Raw genomic sequence first — 15,693 nt, 5'->3', positions numbered from 1 at the left:
CAGTACGAGCGGTCCTGCCTGCACAGCAGCTTTCGTGCCAACGGCGGCTCAGCGGAAGCGCAACGCGCTGTCCATCAGTGGTGGTTGGCAGTTAGCACACTGGACCTGCTGAGGATCTTGGGGTCGGAATTGCTGCGGATGATCGATGCGGGGAATACGTTGCCCGCAAGGCGCATTATTGGCACCAAGCGCTTGGCACACCGGCTGCTGGTAGTGGTCAAGCCAAGCACGGTAGTGGCTTTCGCTGACCAAGCATTTTTCAGCGGCGTAGCGCAGCGGATTATCCATATAGGAAGCCAGATCACCCGCGGCAACAGCCACATGCCCGACACCGGCATGGAACGCAATGAAACGCAGGCCTTGCTGCTGCAGTCGCTCCAGCGTTTGCTGAACGCTCGCACCTGACCCGGCCATCGCCTCCTTGGCGGACTGCGCCTGCTGATGCGCACTGTCCAGCTGCTGTTCACGCTCGATCAAGCTCAGCTCCAAAGTGTGAAGCTGCTCTTGGTACTCGGCCCGCGCCTGCTCCAGCTGCTGCGCTAAGGTGCGGCGGTACTGCTCCTGCAGCGATTCCAGCGCGTGGTCGCGCGATTGGCTGGCAGCAGACGCCTCCGCAAGCGCCCGAGATAGCGCATCTGCCTGTTCCCGCAGCGATTGGTTCTGATCCTTCAGGGCTTGGTTTTGGGCTTTCAGGGCCTTGAATTGATGCAGCAGTTTTTCCAGCTGCGCGCTGAGAATGGCCTCTCGCTGCTGCCCGGCGAGGCGCGCTTTGGCCAGCTCTTCTTGCTGAGAGGCCGTCAGCGTGCGGACCTGCAAGCGCAGGGTTTTGAGCTGTTGCGCCAGAGCGAGGCGCTCATCGGGATTGACCTCGTTCGGCGGCGGCGTGGCGGCCAAGTGCAGCCCCATCTTCTCGCCGCGCTCACGCAGGTTATCGCGGATGAAAATGAAGTCATTGCGCCCCGGTACCATGCTCGGATCCCACAGCTGGTCACGGTGCCAACTGACTGGGCACTGGCTGCGGCACACCAGCCGAATCGGCCCGGCGCCCATATCCGGCCCCGAGCGAGCCTGCTCGGCCAGATGGCGCAGTGGCAGGTTCCACTGGTGGTCCGCCATGCCATCGTCGTCAAACTCGAGCAGAAACAGCACCAACGCCAGCGCCTGCAACTGACCGTTCACCACGGCATAAACACAGCGCAATTCCTGGCCGGCATATTCAGGCACGCCCACCATGCCGTCCAAGATGGCTTCAAAATCTGAATGGAGCATGCTTTTGCTGATTCCGTGACGGTCGAAAAACAGCACCGCTTCGGATGTCACCGCAGATCCCTGCATGCGTGGCGCCCTCCCCCATTTTTGTCTGGATCGTGCCGCCCCATCGGCCGATCCTGCGCTGGATTATAGACAGGCGCGGAAGCGGCGATGTGATGTGGCTGGCAGTTGCAGGACAAACAGGGGCCGTCCGTCGCCCTGTCCTTTTCTCGGGGCCGAGCCCGGAAAAGTGTCAGGGAGAGGAACTGGGGTGGATCAGTGGAGGGTAGAAAGGTGGATCAGGAAGGGAGAGGAAACTGTTGCTTCAGAGTAATGCAGAGTGATCAGAGTTCGAAACCGTCATCCACATCGTCGTCATCAAACAGGCCTTCCAACAGCAGACGCTCTTCCAAGCGCTCGTCGATGATTTCATCCATTGTGTTGCTCCTTTTTTGTTGTTGAAACATTCCAGTTGCGTGCCGGGACACGCCGTCCGCAGATGCGGCTTCCGACACAGCATCACCCGAGACTATGACAAATGTGTGAAGGTGTGAATCCGGAAAAGTAAAAAAAGCGCCACGTCTTTCGACGTGGCGCTTGAGTTGACCCAAAACAGGTCATGTAGTGGCGGAGCGGACGGGACTCGAACCCGCGACCCCCGGCGTGACAGGCCGGTATTCTAACCGACTGAACTACCGCTCCGCGTAACTTGCATCACCGATCCGGGGTAAGGACCGGTGCAATAATTGGTGGGTGGTGACGGGATCGAACCGCCGACCCTCTGCTTGTAAGGCAGATGCTCTCCCAGCTGAGCTAACCACCCCGTGTGGAGTGGGCGCCATTCTAGGGAATCCGCCGGGGGTGTCAACGCTTTTCTGGGAGAAAGTGAGAAAAACATGACAATTGTGTTCAAGTGTTCAGTTTTTACGCTAAGTGCGTGTAAAGAATAGACAATTTGATCAATCCGGCATCAGCCAAGGTACCCGCACTCTATTCCGCCGGCGGCGCGTTGCGCGTCTCCAAGTCCTCAATATAGGCGCGCGCCACCTCCAGACTCGGGAACAGCTGATCGATCGGCTCCCCTGAGCGGTCTGCCACCAAATAATGGCGCACCCGCAGACTGTGAGTAGCGGGATCGAGCTCCCCTTCTTCCAGAATCGTGAAACCTGATTGCCCCCAGGGGTACACGTTGCCAATCATACTGCGTTCACCTTCCAACCAATTTCAGGATTCACCGATCACCCGCCGCACAATAATGGCGGCTAGGTCGTCCAATGCCAGGCTGCCGTGCTGGTCGAACCAGGTATTGGTCCAACTGGCCATGCCGGTAATCAGCCGACGCATGACGAACGGATCATCGGTGAAGTAGCCGGCCCGCTGCAACGCACGCAACTCGGCCAACCACAGCTCTTCATAGATGGCGCGCAATTCCAGCGCCTCTTGCTGCTTCTGCGGCGACAAGCAGCGCCATTCATACACCAGCACGCTCATTGCTTCGCGGGTGTCGCCAATGATCGACAGCAGCTCCCCTCGCACCAAGGCATGCAGCCGCTCAGTAGGCGCTTCGAGCCCATCCAGCATGCGCTGCAAGCGCTCGGTGTTGAAGCGAATCACTTCCACCATCACTGCGAACAGGATGTCTTCCTTGGTCGGGAAGTGATGGAAGATGCTGCCGCTCTGGATCCCCACTGCGGCAGCGATATCACGCACTGTGGTGCGATCGAAGCCTTTGTCACGGAACAGGCGCGCCGCCGCACTCAGCAGCTTGCCGCGTGGTGAATCGTCCATGCCATATATCTGGGCTTTGTCCTGCACTGACATTGCATCTCTCCACATCCGGCCGCGCATTATCGGAACTCCACCTCGGCACGCAAGCACTCCCGCTGGACTGACCTGATCGCTCAACACTGTTGCGACCGGTCATCGGGGCGATTGCAAAACCAAGCGCTTGCTTGGTAGTTTGGCTGCTGATTCCGATCCTGTATACGGCGACGCCGCCCGAGCGGCCCCATCAAGGAGCAATCCATGACATCCACACCGATCCGTATCGGCTGCGCCGCCGGCTTCTGGGGTGATACCAATAGCGCTGCGTTCCAACTGGTCCACCACGGACAGTTGGATTACCTGGTGTTCGACTACTTGGCGGAAGTTACGCTGTCGATCATGGCCGGAGCGCGGATGAAGGACCCGGCCATGGGCTACGCCCACGATTTCGTCACCCAAGTGATGGCACCGCTGGCCAAAAACATCCGCGATCGCGGTATCAAGGTGATCAGCAATGCCGGTGGTGTGAACCCGCGCGCTTGCCGCGATGCGCTACAGGCCGTGTTCAAGGCCGCTGGTGTGGATCTGAAAATCGCCTTAGTGGAAGGCGATGACATCAACAGCCAGCGCCAACAACTGGGCGCCCTCAGCGGGCTTGAGGATGGCGCCCCACTGCCGCCGTTTACGCTCACCATGAATGCCTACCTCGGCGCTCTACCGATCAAGGCAGCCCTAGATGCCGGCGCCGACATTGTGCTGACCGGCCGCATCGTCGACTCCGCACTCGTTCTCGGACCATTGATGCATGAGTTCGATTGGCAAGCTGACCAGTACGACCTGCTGGCTCAGGGCAGTCTCGCCGGTCATATCCTCGAATGTGGTGCACAGTGCACCGGGGGTAACTTCACCGACTGGGAGCAGGTGCCAGATTTCCACAACATGGGGTTCCCGATCGCCGAGTGCCACGCTGATGGGCACTTTGTAGTGACCAAGCCGGACGGCACCGGCGGGCTGGTGAGCACCGCCACTATTGCCGAGCAGATCGTTTACGAGATCGGCGATCCGCGCGCCTACATCCTGCCGGACGTGGTGTGTGACTTCACCCAAGTACAGCTCAGTGCGGACGGCAATAACCGCGTGCGCGTGTCCGGCGCCCGTGGCCACGCACCGACGCCGGATTACAAGGTGTCGGCCACCTACCCTGACGGTCACCGCATCACTGCCACTTTTCTGATGGGCGGTCCGCGCGCAGCAGAAAAAGGCCAGCGGGTGGCCGACGCCATCCTCACTAAAGTACGCGGCCTGTTCAAACAGTTGGGCATGGCCGACTTCCGCGACAGCTCGGTGGAGCTGCTCGGCACCGAGACCACTTATGGCGCTCAAGCACGGCAACAGCACAGCCGCGAAGTGGTGGTGAAAATTGCTGCGCTGCACGATGACAAAAAAGCGCTTGGCTTGTTCGCCCGTGAAATCGCCCAAGCCGCCACCGGTATGGCGCCAGGCATCACGGGCATTGTCGGCGGCCGGCCGAAACCGGTGCCGCGCATCCGCCTGTTCTCCACCTTGGTGGACAAACAGCAACTGCCAGTGACGGTAGACATCGACGGCGCCCGCCTGCCGATCGAGATTCCTGCCGGCACGCCGCTGGATCCGGCTTCACTGCCAGCCGATCAGTATCCGCCGCTACCGGACGATATCGGCCAGCATCGGCTGCCGTTGCTGGCGCTGGCCTGGGCACGCAGTGGCGACAAGGGCAATCACGCCAACATTGGTGTTATCGCTCGCGATCCCAGCTACCTGCCCTATCTGACCGCCGCCCTCACCGCCGAATCTGTCGGCCTATATATGCAGCACGTGTTCGATAACGGCCAAGCTGATGTCCAGCGCTGGGCACTGCCGGGCCTGAACGGCATGAATTTCCTGCTGCGCAATGCCCTCGGCGGTGGCGGCATCGCCTCGCTGCGCATTGATCCGCAGGGCAAAGCGTTTGCCCAGCAACTACTGGATTTCCAGGTGCCGGTTTCCGACGCCCTCTACCACCAACTTTCCGCACAAGGACAACACTGACATGGGATACCGCTCTGTTTTCCGCCCCGGCTTGTTTGATGGCCGCACCGTGATCGTGACCGGCGGCGGTAGTGGCATCGGCCGCTGCACCGCCCACGAGCTGGCCAGCCTCGGCGCCCAAGTGGTGCTGGTAGGCCGCAGTGAAGAAAAGCTGAAAGTGGTGCAAGCCGAAATCGAAGAGGACGGCGGCAAGGCGCTGGGCTTTGCTTGTGACATTCGCGAGGAAGACGCCGTGCGCGCCACCGTCGCCGCGATCTACCAAGCTACCGGACAGGTCCACGGCTTAGTCAATAATGCCGGCGGCCAATTCCCGGCACCGCTGGCGCTGATTTCCCAAAAGGGTTGGGAAGCCGTGGTCCGCACCAACCTTACCGGCGGCTTCTTGATGGCTCGGGAAGTGTTCACCCAGGGCATGAACCGCAACGGCGGTGCGATCGTCAATATCGTGGCCGACATGTGGGGCGGCATGCCCGGCATGGGCCACTCCGGCGCCGCGCGTTCCGGTATGGAAAACTTCACCCGTACCGCCGCCTATGAATGGGGCTGCACCGGTGTACGTGTGAACGCGGTGGCACCCGGCTGGATTGCCTCCAGCGGCATGGACACCTATCCAGAAAGCTTTAAGGCCACCATCCGCACTCTGCGCAGCGCGGTGCCGCTAAAGCGCATGGGCGAAGAAGCGGAGGTGTCGGCCGCAATCTGTTTCCTATTGTCCGACGCCGCCGCCTTCATCAGCGGCGACACCCTGCGTGTCGACGGCGCCGCCTCGCAGGGCAACGTGGCGGTGTTCCCACTGCCGGACCACCACAACAGCCAGCCGTTCGAAGGCTTCCACCGCGCGGTGCGGCCAGCGCTGTTCGACACTGACGCTTAAGGAACAACGCCATGGCGATCATCGAATCCGAACTGGACCCACAAAGCGCCGAGTTTGCTGCTAACCGCGACGCCATGCTGGCGGCGGTGGACGAGTTCCGCGCCATTGAGCAAAAGGTGCTCGATAAGTCCGAAAGCCAGCGCGCCAAGTTCGAGCAGCGCGGCAAAATGCTGCCCCATGAGCGCGTCACCACGCTGCTCGATGCCGGCGCCCCGTTCCTGCCGCTGCACACCCTCGCCGGCTACATGATGCACGACGATCGCGACGGCACCGAAGCCGGCGGCGCTGGCATTGCCGGCATCGGCTATGTCTCTGGCGTGCGGGTGCTGGTGGCGGCCAGCAACGCGGCGATCAAGGGTGGCACCATCACCCCGGCCGGGTTACAGAAATCCCTGCGGCTGCAAACCATCGCCGCAGAAAACAAATTGCCGATCATCTCGTTGTCCGAGTCCGGCGGCGCGAACCTCAATTACGCTGCCGAAATTTTCGTGGAAGGCGCGCGCAGCTTTGCTAACCAAGCCCGACTGTCTGCCCAAGGCATTCCACAGATCACCGTGGTGCACGGGAACGCCACTGCTGGCGGTGCTTACCAGCCGGGGTTGTCGGACTACTGCATCATGGTGCGCGGCAAAGCCAAGATGTTCCTCGCCGGACCGCCGCTGCTGAAGGCAGCCACCGGCGAAGTCGCCACCGATGAAGAGCTGGGCGGCGCCGAGATGCATACCGGCATCGCCGGCACCGCCGAATACCTGGCCGAGGATGACCGCGACGGCATCCGTCTCGCCCGCGAACTGGTCGCCAGTCTCGGCTGGAACGACACGTTGCCGCCGGCCGCCACCAAGTCATTTCTGCCGCCGCGCTATGACCGTGAAGAATTGCTCGGCGTGGTGCCGAGCGAAGCGCGCAAGCCCTACGACGTGCGTGAAGTCATTGCCCGCATCGCCGATAACTCCGAGTTCCTCGACTTTAAACAGGAATGGGACAGCGGCACGCTGTGCGGATGGATGCATCTCGAAGGCTACCCAGTGGGCGTGATCGGCAACAACGGCCCGATCACGCACCAAGGCGCGGCCAAGGCGGCGCAGTTCATCCAACTGTGCGACCAGACCCAGCGGCCACTGCTGTTCCTGCACAACACCACCGGTTTTTTGGTCGGCACCGAGACCGAGCGCGGCGGCATCATCAAGCACGGTTCGAAGATGATCCAAGCCGTGGCCAACGCCCGCGTGCCGAAAGTCAGCATCCTGATCGGCGGCTCCTATGGCGCTGGCAACTACGCCATGTGCGGCCGCGGGCTGGATCCGCGCTTCATCTTTGCCTGGCCCAATAGCCGGGTGGCGGTGATGGGCGGTCAGCAAGCCGGCATGGTGCTGCGCATCGTGGCCGAGCAAAAGCAGCGCGCCATGGGCATTGAGCCGGACGAAAAAGTGCTGGAGCTGCTGCAGCAAAGTACCGCGCAGAAACTCGACAGCCAGTCCAGCGCTCTCTACGGCACCGCCCGGCTGTGGGATGACGGCCTGATCGACCCCCGAGATACCCGCCAGGTCGTGGCCTTCGTGCTCGACCTGTGCCGCGAGGCGGCACGCCGCCCACTTAACCCCAACACCTTCGGCGTTGCCCGCCTTTGATTGCCAGGAGAACGATGATGTTGTTCACCCCCGATCACGATGCCATGCGCAAAACCATGCGCGATTTCATCGAAAAAGAACTCAACCCGCACGTTAACGAATGGGAGCGTGCTGGTGCCTTCCCGATCCACGAAGTGTTCAAGAAAATGGGCGACCTCGGGCTGCTGGGTGTCACCAAGCCGGTGGAGTTCGGTGGCCTTGGTCTCGACTACTCCTACGGCCTGGCCGTGGCGGAAGAGCTTGGGCTATGTCAATGCGGCGGCGTGCCGCTGTCGATCGGTGTGCAGACCGATATGGCCACTCCGGCACTGGCGCGCTTCGGCTCCGATGAATTGCGCCGCAATTACCTGACCGGCGCTATTGCCGGCGAGCTGGTGGCGGCGATTGCGGTCAGTGAGCCCCACGCCGGTTCCGACGTGGCGGCGATCAAAACCACCGCCGTGAAGGATGGCGACGACTATGTCGTCAACGGCACCAAAATGTGGATCACCAACTCGCCCAGTGCCGACTTTTTCTGCCTGCTGGCCAACACCTCCGACGGCAAGCCGCACTTGAACAAGTCGCTGATCGTGGTACCGCGCGATGCCGGCGGCATTACCGTGGACACGCCGCTGGACAAGCTCGGCATGCGTTCGTCGCAGACCGCGCAGGTGTTCTTCGATGACGTACGGGTGCCGCAGCGCAACCTGATCGGCGCCGAAGGCATGGGCTTCATGATGCAGATGATGCAGTTCCAGGAAGAACGTCTGTGGGGCTCGGTGTCCGGCCTTAAGGGTTACGACAAGCTGATCGACGACACCATCGAATATGCCCGCCAGCGCGAGGTGTTCGGTATGCCACTGCTTGACAACCAGACCGTGCACTTCCGTCTTGCCGAGTTGAAAACCGAGGTGGAGCTGCTGCGTTCGCTGATTTACCGCGCCTGCGAAGAATACGTCGGCGGCCGCGATGTGCTGCAACTGGCCTCCATGGCCAAACTCAAAGCCGGCCGGCTGTCGCGCGAAGTGGCCGACAGCTGCCTGCAATATTGGGGCGGCAACGGCTTTATGTGGGACAACCCGGCCTCGCGCGCCTGGCGTGATGGGCGGTTGGCGTCGATTGGCGGCGGCGCCGACGAGATCATGCTCGGCATTATCTGCAAGACCATGAACATCCTGCCCGGCAAGAAAAAGAACTGATCCCGATGCGGGGCGCCACGCGCCCCTTTGATTGACGGAGGCCCTATGGCCCTGCCCGATACCGAGCACCTGCTCCTGCGCCGCGACGGCGGCGTGCTTCATATCACGCTCAACCGCCCAGCGGCCCGTAATGCCATGAGCCTGACCATGGTCAGCGAATTGCAACGCAGCTTCGACGCCGTGGCGGATGATCCGACCCTGCGCGCGGTGGTACTGCGCGGCGCCGGCGGCCATTTTTGCGCCGGCGGCGACATTAAGGATATGGCCACCGCCCGCGCGCAGGCCGCCGCAGGCGATGCCGACGCTTACCTGCGCTTCAACCGCCAGTTCGGCGCCATGCTGGAGCAGGCCAACGCACTGCCCGCAGTACTGATCTGTGTGCTGGAAGGCGCCGTGCTGGGCGGCGGTTTCGGCTTGGCCTGCATCGCGGATGTGGCCCTCGCCGCTGACGATGCCCGCTTCGGACTGCCGGAGACCAGTCTTGGCATCCTGCCGGCACAGATCGCACCCTTCGTGGTACAGCGGGTCGGGCTGACTCAAGCACGCCGATTGGCGCTCACCGGCGCCCGTTTCGACGGCCGCAAGGCTGCCCACTGGGGGCTGGTGCACGAGGTGGCCACCGCCGCCGAGCTCGACACGTTGCTGACGGAAACACTCGACGCTCTCCGTCACTGCGCACCGGCGGCCAACCGCGCCACCAAGGCGCTGCTGCTTAAAACCTTAGTGCAGCCGCTGGATCAGGTGCTCGATCAAGCGGCCGCCGACTTTGCCGCGGCGGTGACCGGCGATGAAGGCGCCGAAGGCACCCTCGCCTTTATACAAAAACGGGCCCCGCGCTGGGCGGAGGAAATCTGATGAGCACCCTGTCTGCTCCCCGCTTTGAACGTATCTTGGTGGCCAACCGCGGTGAGATAGCCTGCCGCGTGATCCGCACTGCCAAACAACTCGGCTACCGCACGGTGGCGGTGTACTCGGAGGCCGACCGCGACGCCTTGCATGTGCAATTGGCCGACCAAGCGGTCTGCATCGGCCCCGCCACGGTGGCGCAGTCGTACCTCAGTAGCGCCGCGATTCTCGATGCCGCACGCCGTACCGGCGCAGATGCCATCCATCCCGGTTACGGGTTTCTGTCGGAAAATGCCGAGTTTGCGGCCGCTTGCGAGGACGCCGGCATCACCTTCATCGGCCCGCCGGCGGCAGCCATCCACCTGATGGGCTCGAAGCGACTGTCGAAAATCGCCATGCAGGACGCCGGCGTACCGTGCATTCCTGGCTATCAAGGCGCCGAACAAGATGACGATACGCTTGCCCGCGAAGCAGAACGCATCGGCCTGCCATTGATGATCAAAGCCTCCGCCGGGGGCGGCGGACGCGGCATGCGCGTGGTGACTGATACTGCCGAGCTGCGCGAGCAATTGCGCGCCGCACGCAGCGAAGCCCGCAATGCGTTTGGCAGTGATGAGCTGATTCTCGAACGCGCGGTGCTCGCACCGCGTCACGTCGAAGTGCAGGTGTTCGGCGATCAACACGGCAACATCATTCACCTCGGTGAACGCGATTGCTCAGTGCAGCGGCGCCACCAGAAAGTGGTAGAGGAAGCGCCCTGCCCGGTGATGACCGAAGCACTGCGCAGCCGCATGGGCGACGCCGCAGTATTGGCTGCCCGTGCTTGCAACTATGTGGGCGCCGGTACCGTGGAGTTCTTGCTCGACCGTCACGGCGACTTCTACTTCCTCGAAATGAACACGCGGCTGCAGGTGGAACACCCCGTCACCGAGTTGATCACCGGCCAAGATCTGGTGGCGTGGCAGATCCAAGTAGCCCAGGGTGAGCCCTTGCCGCTGACACAGGAGCAGATCACCCTGCACGGCCATGCCATGGAAGTGCGGCTGTACGCCGAAGACCCCGCCCAGCAATTTCTGCCGCAAACCGGCCCGGTGCTGTCGTGGGCACCGGCGGGCGGCGACGGCGTACGCATCGACCATGGCCTGCGCCAAGGCTTTGCCGTGGGCAGCCATTACGACCCGATGCTGGCCAAGGTCATTGCGTGGGGACGCACCCGCGACGAAGCGCGGCGGCGTCTGATCCGAGCGGTGGAAGACACGCGGCTGTTGGGCGTGCGCAGCAATCAGAGCTTCCTCGCGGCGATCCTGCGTCACCCGGTGTTTGCTGCGGGCGACGCCACCACCGCGTTCATCGCCGATGACTTCGCCGAGGATGCCAGCCTCCGCCCGCGGCCACCCAGTTCCACCACATGGGCATTAGCGGCGGCGCTGCGCTGTCAGCCAGCGCAAGCCACAACGGGCCCCGCCAGCCGCGCAGCGCAGCGCCTACTGTTGGCCCACGGCGAACAGGACTGTGCCGTCACCATTACCGCCGATGCCGAGCACTGGCTGGTACAAGTCGGCGAGCAGCGGCACCGCGTGCAATTGCTGGACGGCGCCGCCGAGATCGATGGCGTGCGCCGGCCCTATTACGCCGAGCGCCACAGTGGGCAGTGGTGGTTACAGCATGATGGCTGGCAAGGTGCGTTCGAAGATCACAGCCACCGCGCCAGCGCCGCCGCGCACAGTAGCGGTTCCGGCCGTATCCGCGCGCCAATGGACGGCGCGGTGCTGGCGTTGCAGTGTGCTGTCGGCGACAACGTGCGCAAGGGCGAGACGCTGGTATTGCTGGAAGCGATGAAAATCGAGCACAGCCTGAAAGCGGATATAGACGGCATCGTGGAGGCAATCAGCATCAATGTCGGCGACCAGGTCAAAAGCCGGCAAATCCTGCTGACTATCCGTTCGAATGAGCCAGACTCCTAAACTCACTTGCCCGCCAACAGATCAAAAGTTAAGGTTGGCGTCCCTTTACAGTTGCGTTTTTTCTGGTGCTCGGAGTCCGTTTCAGCGTGCTCCGGGCTGTTTTTGTTGCAGACCCACAATAACGGAGATCCCATGAGCAACGCCGACCTTATTACGTTGCCCAAGCTGCTTGCGCGCGTACCAACCGTGGTCGCCAATCTGCCCGGTCTCATCAAGGGCTCCAAGATGAGCAAGACCTCGGACACCACCAAGCCGCTGGGGTTGGCACTGGGCATCCAGCGCGCCACCGAGATGAATCCCAATGGGGTGGCGGTGCTGTACCAGGACATGCAGCTGACCTACCGTCAGTTCAACGCTTGGTCCAACCGCGTTGCCGACTTTCTGCTGTCCATGGGTCTCAAGAAAGGCGACAGCATCGCCGTCAATATTGAAAACCGCCCGGAACTACTGGCCACCGTGGTCGGCGCCGCTAAGATCGGCGTTTGCTCAGCGCTGATCAACACCTCCCTGCGCGGCAAGGTGCTGGTGCACAGCTTCAACTTGGTACAACCGAAGGCCGCCTTCATCGGCGCTGAGCTGGTCGACGCAATCGAAGAAGTGCGCGACGAGTTGGAGCTGGCCGGCGAGCGGTTCTACTGCTGGGCTGACACCAACACGCTGGAAGACCCGTCCACCGTAGCGGCGGGCTACCAAAACGCCGCTGAAGTGATCCGCGACTGCTCCTCGGAGAACCCGGAGCAAGCCAGCCGCATCTTCCTCAACGACCCGCTGTTCTACATTTATACCTCCGGCACCACCGGCCTGCCGAAAGCGGTGGTATTTACTAACGGCCGTTGGGAGCGCGCTTACGGCGCCTTCGGTTACGCTGCCGTACGCCTGAAGAAGCACGACCGCCTGTACGCCACGCTGCCGTTCTACCATGCCACCGGCATCGTCGTGTGCTGGGCATCGGTAATCGCCGGCGGTGGCGGCTTGGTGCTGGCACGCAAGTTCTCCGCCAGCCGTTTCTGGGATGACATTCGCAAGTACAACTGCACCGCCTTCGGCTATGTCGGCGAGCTGTGCCGCTACCTGTTCGAAGTCCCGGCCAGCCCCAGCGACCGCGACAATAATGTGCACGTGATGCTGGGCAACGGCCTGCGTCCGAGCATCTGGGAGGCATTCAAAAACCGCTTCGGTATCGACCGGGTGGTGGAGTTTTACGCGTCCTCAGAAGGCAACGCCGCCTTCACCAATATCTTTAACTTCGACAACACCGTCGGCTTCTCCCCGATCAGCTACTCGATCATCAAGTACGACAAAGAGCGTGATGAGCCGGTGCGTGGCAAAGACGGTTTCTTGGTGCGTGCCGGCAAGGGCGAACCGGGTCTGCTGATCGGCCAGATCACTGCCCAGACGCCGTTCGACGGTTACACCGACAAGAGCAAGACCGAGAGCAGCATTCTGCGCGATGTGTTTGAGAAGGGCGATTCCTGGTTCAACACTGGCGACTTGATGCGCGATATCGGCTTCCGCCACGCCCAGTTCGTGGACCGCCTCGGCGACACCTTCCGCTGGAAAGGCGAGAACGTGTCCACCACCGAAGTAGAACAGATCCTGGATGCCGCGCCGGGCGTGGTCGAGTCAGTGGTCTATGGTGTCGAGATCCCCAACACCAACGGTCGCATCGGTATGGCTGAGATCCGCGTTGACGGCGATCACCAGCAGCTCGACTGGCATGCCATCACCGAGTACCTGAAAGGTGCGCTGCCGCACTACGCGGTACCGGGCTTCCTGCGCATCGCCACGCAGGCGATGGATACCACCGGTACCTTCAAGCACCAAAAGAACAAGCTGAAGGAGCAGAAGTACGATCCGACCCTGCATGACGATCCGGTTTACGTCCTGCTGCCGGGTGAAACCTGCTACCAGTTGCTGAGCCGCGAAATGTTCGACGCCGTCGAGCGTGGCGACTACCGCTTCTGAGTGCTGTTGCCAACAAAAAAACCGGGCCTAGGCCCGGTTTTTTTGTGCCTGGCCGCTTGACATCAAAGCTGGGGATGAAATTGGATGGATTCCTCGCCACCCTGTGGATAATTCTGTGGAATCATTCTGAACAAGCTGACCGTAACCTTAGTGTCACCAAATTCCCCGCAGTGATACCAATGTACCCATTAATTATTTAATCAACAATTTCAGCTACTTATCTATCTATCTTTGAGCAGGTAGGCAGCTTTAGTCATTAACCGGCTATCCCAAGCGTCTGCTTCCAGCACTGTGAAAAACTTATTTTCCGGTACGAAATCTTCCACTGTTGTCCACAGAATCTGTGGACAACTTTGTGAATAACCAATGACCAAATCCGTGGAACCATCATCACTGTGGACTCCCCCGCTGCTTGGTTCTTTTTTGACCAAACCGTGAGTAGGATGTGCCCTCCCCCGTCACCCTCGCCCACGTGGTTGCGACACAGGCGCCCCCTATAGCCTCCAGCTCCAATCAGGATTGCGCTTGAAGTTACCGAAACGAGATAACTATAATTGATAATTATTCTCATTTCATGGCTTGAGACTGTGTCCGACCACTCTCCATCCTCACCCGATTTCGAGTCCCTTTATGTCTCACACCATGGATGGTTGGTGGGCTGGCTGCGCCGGCGTTTACAACGCGAGGCCGATGCTCCGGATCTGGCGCAGGATACGTTCCTACGCATCCTGCGCCGCAGCGAAGACAGTGGCATGCCGGTCCTGCGTGAGCCGCGCCATTATCTGGCCACCGTTGCCAAGCGGGTAATGATTGATCACTTCCGTCGTCAGACTCTGGAACAGGCTTGGCTGGACGCGCTGGCGCTGGAGCCAGAACCGGAAGCCTTGTCTCCGGAAACACTGTCGATCTTGCTGGAGTCGCTGCGCGAGGTAGACGCCATGCTGCACGGCCTCGGCACCAAAGTGCGCCAAGCCTTCCTGATGAGCCAGCTGGACGGCACCCCGTACGCACAGATTGCCGAGCAGCTCGATGTATCAGTCAGTTCGGTGAAGAAATACATGGCTAAAGCCACCGAACACTGCCTGTTGTACCGACTGGAGACCGGCCAATGAGCGCCCAAACCACGGTGCTCCCGCGCCAAGCACTGTCGGACGCTGCCCACTGGCATGTTCTGTTCTGCTCCGGCGATGCCACCGATGCTGATCATCGGGCTTGGCAGCAATGGCTGGCCGCTGATAGCCACCACCAGCAAGCGTGGCAAGCACTCGAGCAACTACAGCAACAGTTTCGCGCACTACCTCCCCGGCTGGCGCGCAACACTCTCGGCCACGCGCAATTGCAACGGCCTGCGATCAACCGTCGCAGCGCACTCAAGGCGCTGGCGTTGCTGACCGTCACAGCTGGGCTCGGTTGGAGTGCCCGTGAGCAATTGCTGTGGCGCGGCGACTACCACACCGCCATGGGCGAACAGCGCCAGCTACTGCTGCCGGACGGCAGTCAACTGACGCTCAACACCGACAGTGCCGTAGACGTGCACTACAACGGCACCGAGCGCCGACTGTCGCTGCGGCGCGGGGAGATCCATATCCGCACCGTGGCCGACCCACAGCAGCGGCCATTCCTGGTCGACACCGTGGCCGGACGCCTGCAGGCACTCGGCACCCGCTTTTTGGTGCGTCAGCAAGACCACAACCAAGTGCGGGTGACAGTGCTGGAATCCGCAGTCCAGGTGCAGCCGGCGATCGCTTCAACGCCGCTGATCTTGAACCGCGGGCAGCAGGTGCTATTCAGTGCCCACCACCTCGGCACGCCTCAAACCACGGATGAGTTGGCCGCCGCCTGGACGCGCGGCACGCTGATTGCTGTTGACTGGCGCCTTGATGACCTGCTGTCGGAGCTGGGCCGTTACCGCCCCGGCTGGCTGCTGTGCGACCCCGCCGTGGCCGCGTTCCGTGTGTCTGGCGCTTTCCCGCTGCACGACATCGATCAAGCGTTGACCTCACTGGAGCAATCGTTCCCGGTACAGCTGGAACGCCGCACTCGCTACTGGTTGCGGGTGCGCGCCCGCAGCTGAAGTCTCCGGCGCACTAGAGCGCCGGCCTTCCTTGGATCACTCCCCCGGCCAAAGCACCGGCACTGCATTGACGACTTTCCCC

The 15,693-nt window shown here is 61.7% G+C and carries 12 protein-coding genes and 2 tRNA genes; 9 read left to right on the top strand and 5 right to left on the bottom strand.

The window, feature by feature from the left end; genetic code table 11:
- Positions 1 to 48: 48 nt before the first annotated feature.
- The 5 genes from AB5I84_RS06265 to AB5I84_RS06245 all read right to left on the bottom strand — a co-directional run bounded on the left by AB5I84_RS06265 (position 49) and on the right by AB5I84_RS06245 (position 3,072).
- Positions 49 to 1,269, bottom strand: a complete 1,221-nt coding sequence (locus AB5I84_RS06265; protein WP_369454998.1) for a hypothetical protein — start codon at positions 1,267 to 1,269, stop codon at positions 49 to 51.
- Positions 1,270 to 1,876: 607 nt separating this feature from the next.
- Positions 1,877 to 1,953 (bottom strand) — tRNA-Asp (locus tag AB5I84_RS06260).
- Between the two features lie 45 nt (positions 1,954 to 1,998).
- Positions 1,999 to 2,074 (bottom strand) — tRNA-Val (locus AB5I84_RS06255).
- Positions 2,075 to 2,241: 167 nt separating this feature from the next.
- Positions 2,242 to 2,451, bottom strand: a complete 210-nt coding sequence (locus tag AB5I84_RS06250; protein WP_369454997.1) for a hypothetical protein — start codon at positions 2,449 to 2,451, stop codon at positions 2,242 to 2,244.
- A gap of 24 nt (positions 2,452 to 2,475) precedes the next feature.
- Positions 2,476 to 3,072, bottom strand: coding sequence for a TetR/AcrR family transcriptional regulator (locus AB5I84_RS06245; protein WP_369454996.1), 597 nt, complete (start codon positions 3,070 to 3,072; stop codon positions 2,476 to 2,478).
- Positions 3,073 to 3,276: 204 nt separating this feature from the next.
- Between AB5I84_RS06245 and AB5I84_RS06240 the strand changes: the two genes are divergently transcribed.
- The 9 genes from AB5I84_RS06240 (at position 3,277) to AB5I84_RS06200 (ending at position 15,611) form a co-directional block, all read left to right on the top strand.
- On the top strand, positions 3,277 to 5,082 hold the full coding sequence (locus tag AB5I84_RS06240; protein WP_369454995.1) for an acyclic terpene utilization AtuA family protein: 1,806 nt from the start codon (positions 3,277 to 3,279) through the stop codon (positions 5,080 to 5,082).
- Position 5,083: 1 nt separating this feature from the next.
- Entirely contained in the window at positions 5,084 to 5,956 is an 873-nt protein-coding gene (locus AB5I84_RS06235) for an SDR family oxidoreductase (RefSeq protein WP_369454994.1), read from the top strand.
- Between the two features lie 11 nt (positions 5,957 to 5,967).
- Positions 5,968 to 7,584, top strand: coding sequence for an acyl-CoA carboxylase subunit beta (locus tag AB5I84_RS06230; protein ID WP_369454993.1), 1,617 nt, complete (start codon positions 5,968 to 5,970; stop codon positions 7,582 to 7,584).
- A 17-nt stretch (positions 7,585 to 7,601) separates the two neighbouring features.
- Positions 7,602 to 8,762, top strand: a complete 1,161-nt coding sequence (locus AB5I84_RS06225) for an acyl-CoA dehydrogenase family protein (RefSeq protein WP_369454992.1) — start codon at positions 7,602 to 7,604, stop codon at positions 8,760 to 8,762.
- 45 nt (positions 8,763 to 8,807) lie between these two features.
- Entirely contained in the window at positions 8,808 to 9,617 is an 810-nt protein-coding gene (locus AB5I84_RS06220; protein WP_369454991.1) for an enoyl-CoA hydratase/isomerase family protein, read from the top strand.
- Positions 9,617 to 11,572, top strand: a complete 1,956-nt coding sequence (locus AB5I84_RS06215) for an acetyl/propionyl/methylcrotonyl-CoA carboxylase subunit alpha (RefSeq protein WP_369454990.1) — start codon at positions 9,617 to 9,619, stop codon at positions 11,570 to 11,572. The genes AB5I84_RS06220 and AB5I84_RS06215 overlap by 1 nt, the downstream gene beginning before the upstream one ends.
- Positions 11,573 to 11,704: 132 nt before the next feature.
- A complete protein-coding gene (locus tag AB5I84_RS06210) occupies positions 11,705 to 13,537 on the top strand; it encodes a long-chain-acyl-CoA synthetase (protein ID WP_369454989.1) in 1,833 nt (610 codons plus the stop codon).
- A 587-nt stretch (positions 13,538 to 14,124) separates the two neighbouring features.
- Positions 14,125 to 14,649 carry a sigma-70 family RNA polymerase sigma factor gene (locus tag AB5I84_RS06205; RefSeq protein ID WP_369454988.1) on the top strand — a complete coding sequence of 175 codons (525 nt, stop codon included), beginning with the start codon at positions 14,125 to 14,127 and terminating at the stop codon, positions 14,647 to 14,649.
- On the top strand, positions 14,646 to 15,611 hold the full coding sequence (locus AB5I84_RS06200; RefSeq protein ID WP_369454987.1) for a FecR domain-containing protein: 966 nt from the start codon (positions 14,646 to 14,648) through the stop codon (positions 15,609 to 15,611). Before AB5I84_RS06205 ends, AB5I84_RS06200 begins: the two co-directional genes overlap by 4 nt.
- The last annotated feature ends 82 nt before the right edge of the window (positions 15,612 to 15,693 follow it).

Origin of the sequence: Alcanivorax sp. REN37, assembly GCF_041102775.1 — a bacterium.
Lineage (GTDB): Bacteria > Pseudomonadota > Gammaproteobacteria > Pseudomonadales > Alcanivoracaceae > Isoalcanivorax > Isoalcanivorax beigongshangi.
Note: the sequence above shows the minus strand (reverse complement) of the source record. Positions and strands in the feature narration are given on the sequence as shown.

Bases quoted from the DNA above. Each gene is read 5' to 3' on its own strand.
- AB5I84_RS06220 (WP_369454991.1), top strand. From the start codon at position 8,808: ATGGCCCTGCCCGATACCGAGCACCTGCTCCTGCGCCGCGACGGCGGC.
- AB5I84_RS06240 (WP_369454995.1), top strand. From the start codon at position 3,277: ATGACATCCACACCGATCCGTATCGGCTGCGCCGCCGGCTTCTGGGGT.
- AB5I84_RS06230 (WP_369454993.1), top strand. From the start codon at position 5,968: ATGGCGATCATCGAATCCGAACTGGACCCACAAAGCGCCGAGTTTGCT.
- AB5I84_RS06235 (WP_369454994.1), top strand. From the start codon at position 5,084: ATGGGATACCGCTCTGTTTTCCGCCCCGGCTTGTTTGATGGCCGCACC.
- AB5I84_RS06245 (WP_369454996.1), bottom strand. From the start codon at position 3,072: ATGTCAGTGCAGGACAAAGCCCAGATATATGGCATGGACGATTCACCA.
- AB5I84_RS06265 (WP_369454998.1), bottom strand. From the start codon at position 1,269: ATGCTCCATTCAGATTTTGAAGCCATCTTGGACGGCATGGTGGGCGTG.
- AB5I84_RS06250 (WP_369454997.1), bottom strand. From the start codon at position 2,451: ATGATTGGCAACGTGTACCCCTGGGGGCAATCAGGTTTCACGATTCTG.
- AB5I84_RS06215 (WP_369454990.1), top strand. From the start codon at position 9,617: ATGAGCACCCTGTCTGCTCCCCGCTTTGAACGTATCTTGGTGGCCAAC.
- AB5I84_RS06225 (WP_369454992.1), top strand. From the start codon at position 7,602: ATGTTGTTCACCCCCGATCACGATGCCATGCGCAAAACCATGCGCGAT.
- AB5I84_RS06200 (WP_369454987.1), top strand. From the start codon at position 14,646: ATGAGCGCCCAAACCACGGTGCTCCCGCGCCAAGCACTGTCGGACGCT.
- AB5I84_RS06210 (WP_369454989.1), top strand. From the start codon at position 11,705: ATGAGCAACGCCGACCTTATTACGTTGCCCAAGCTGCTTGCGCGCGTA.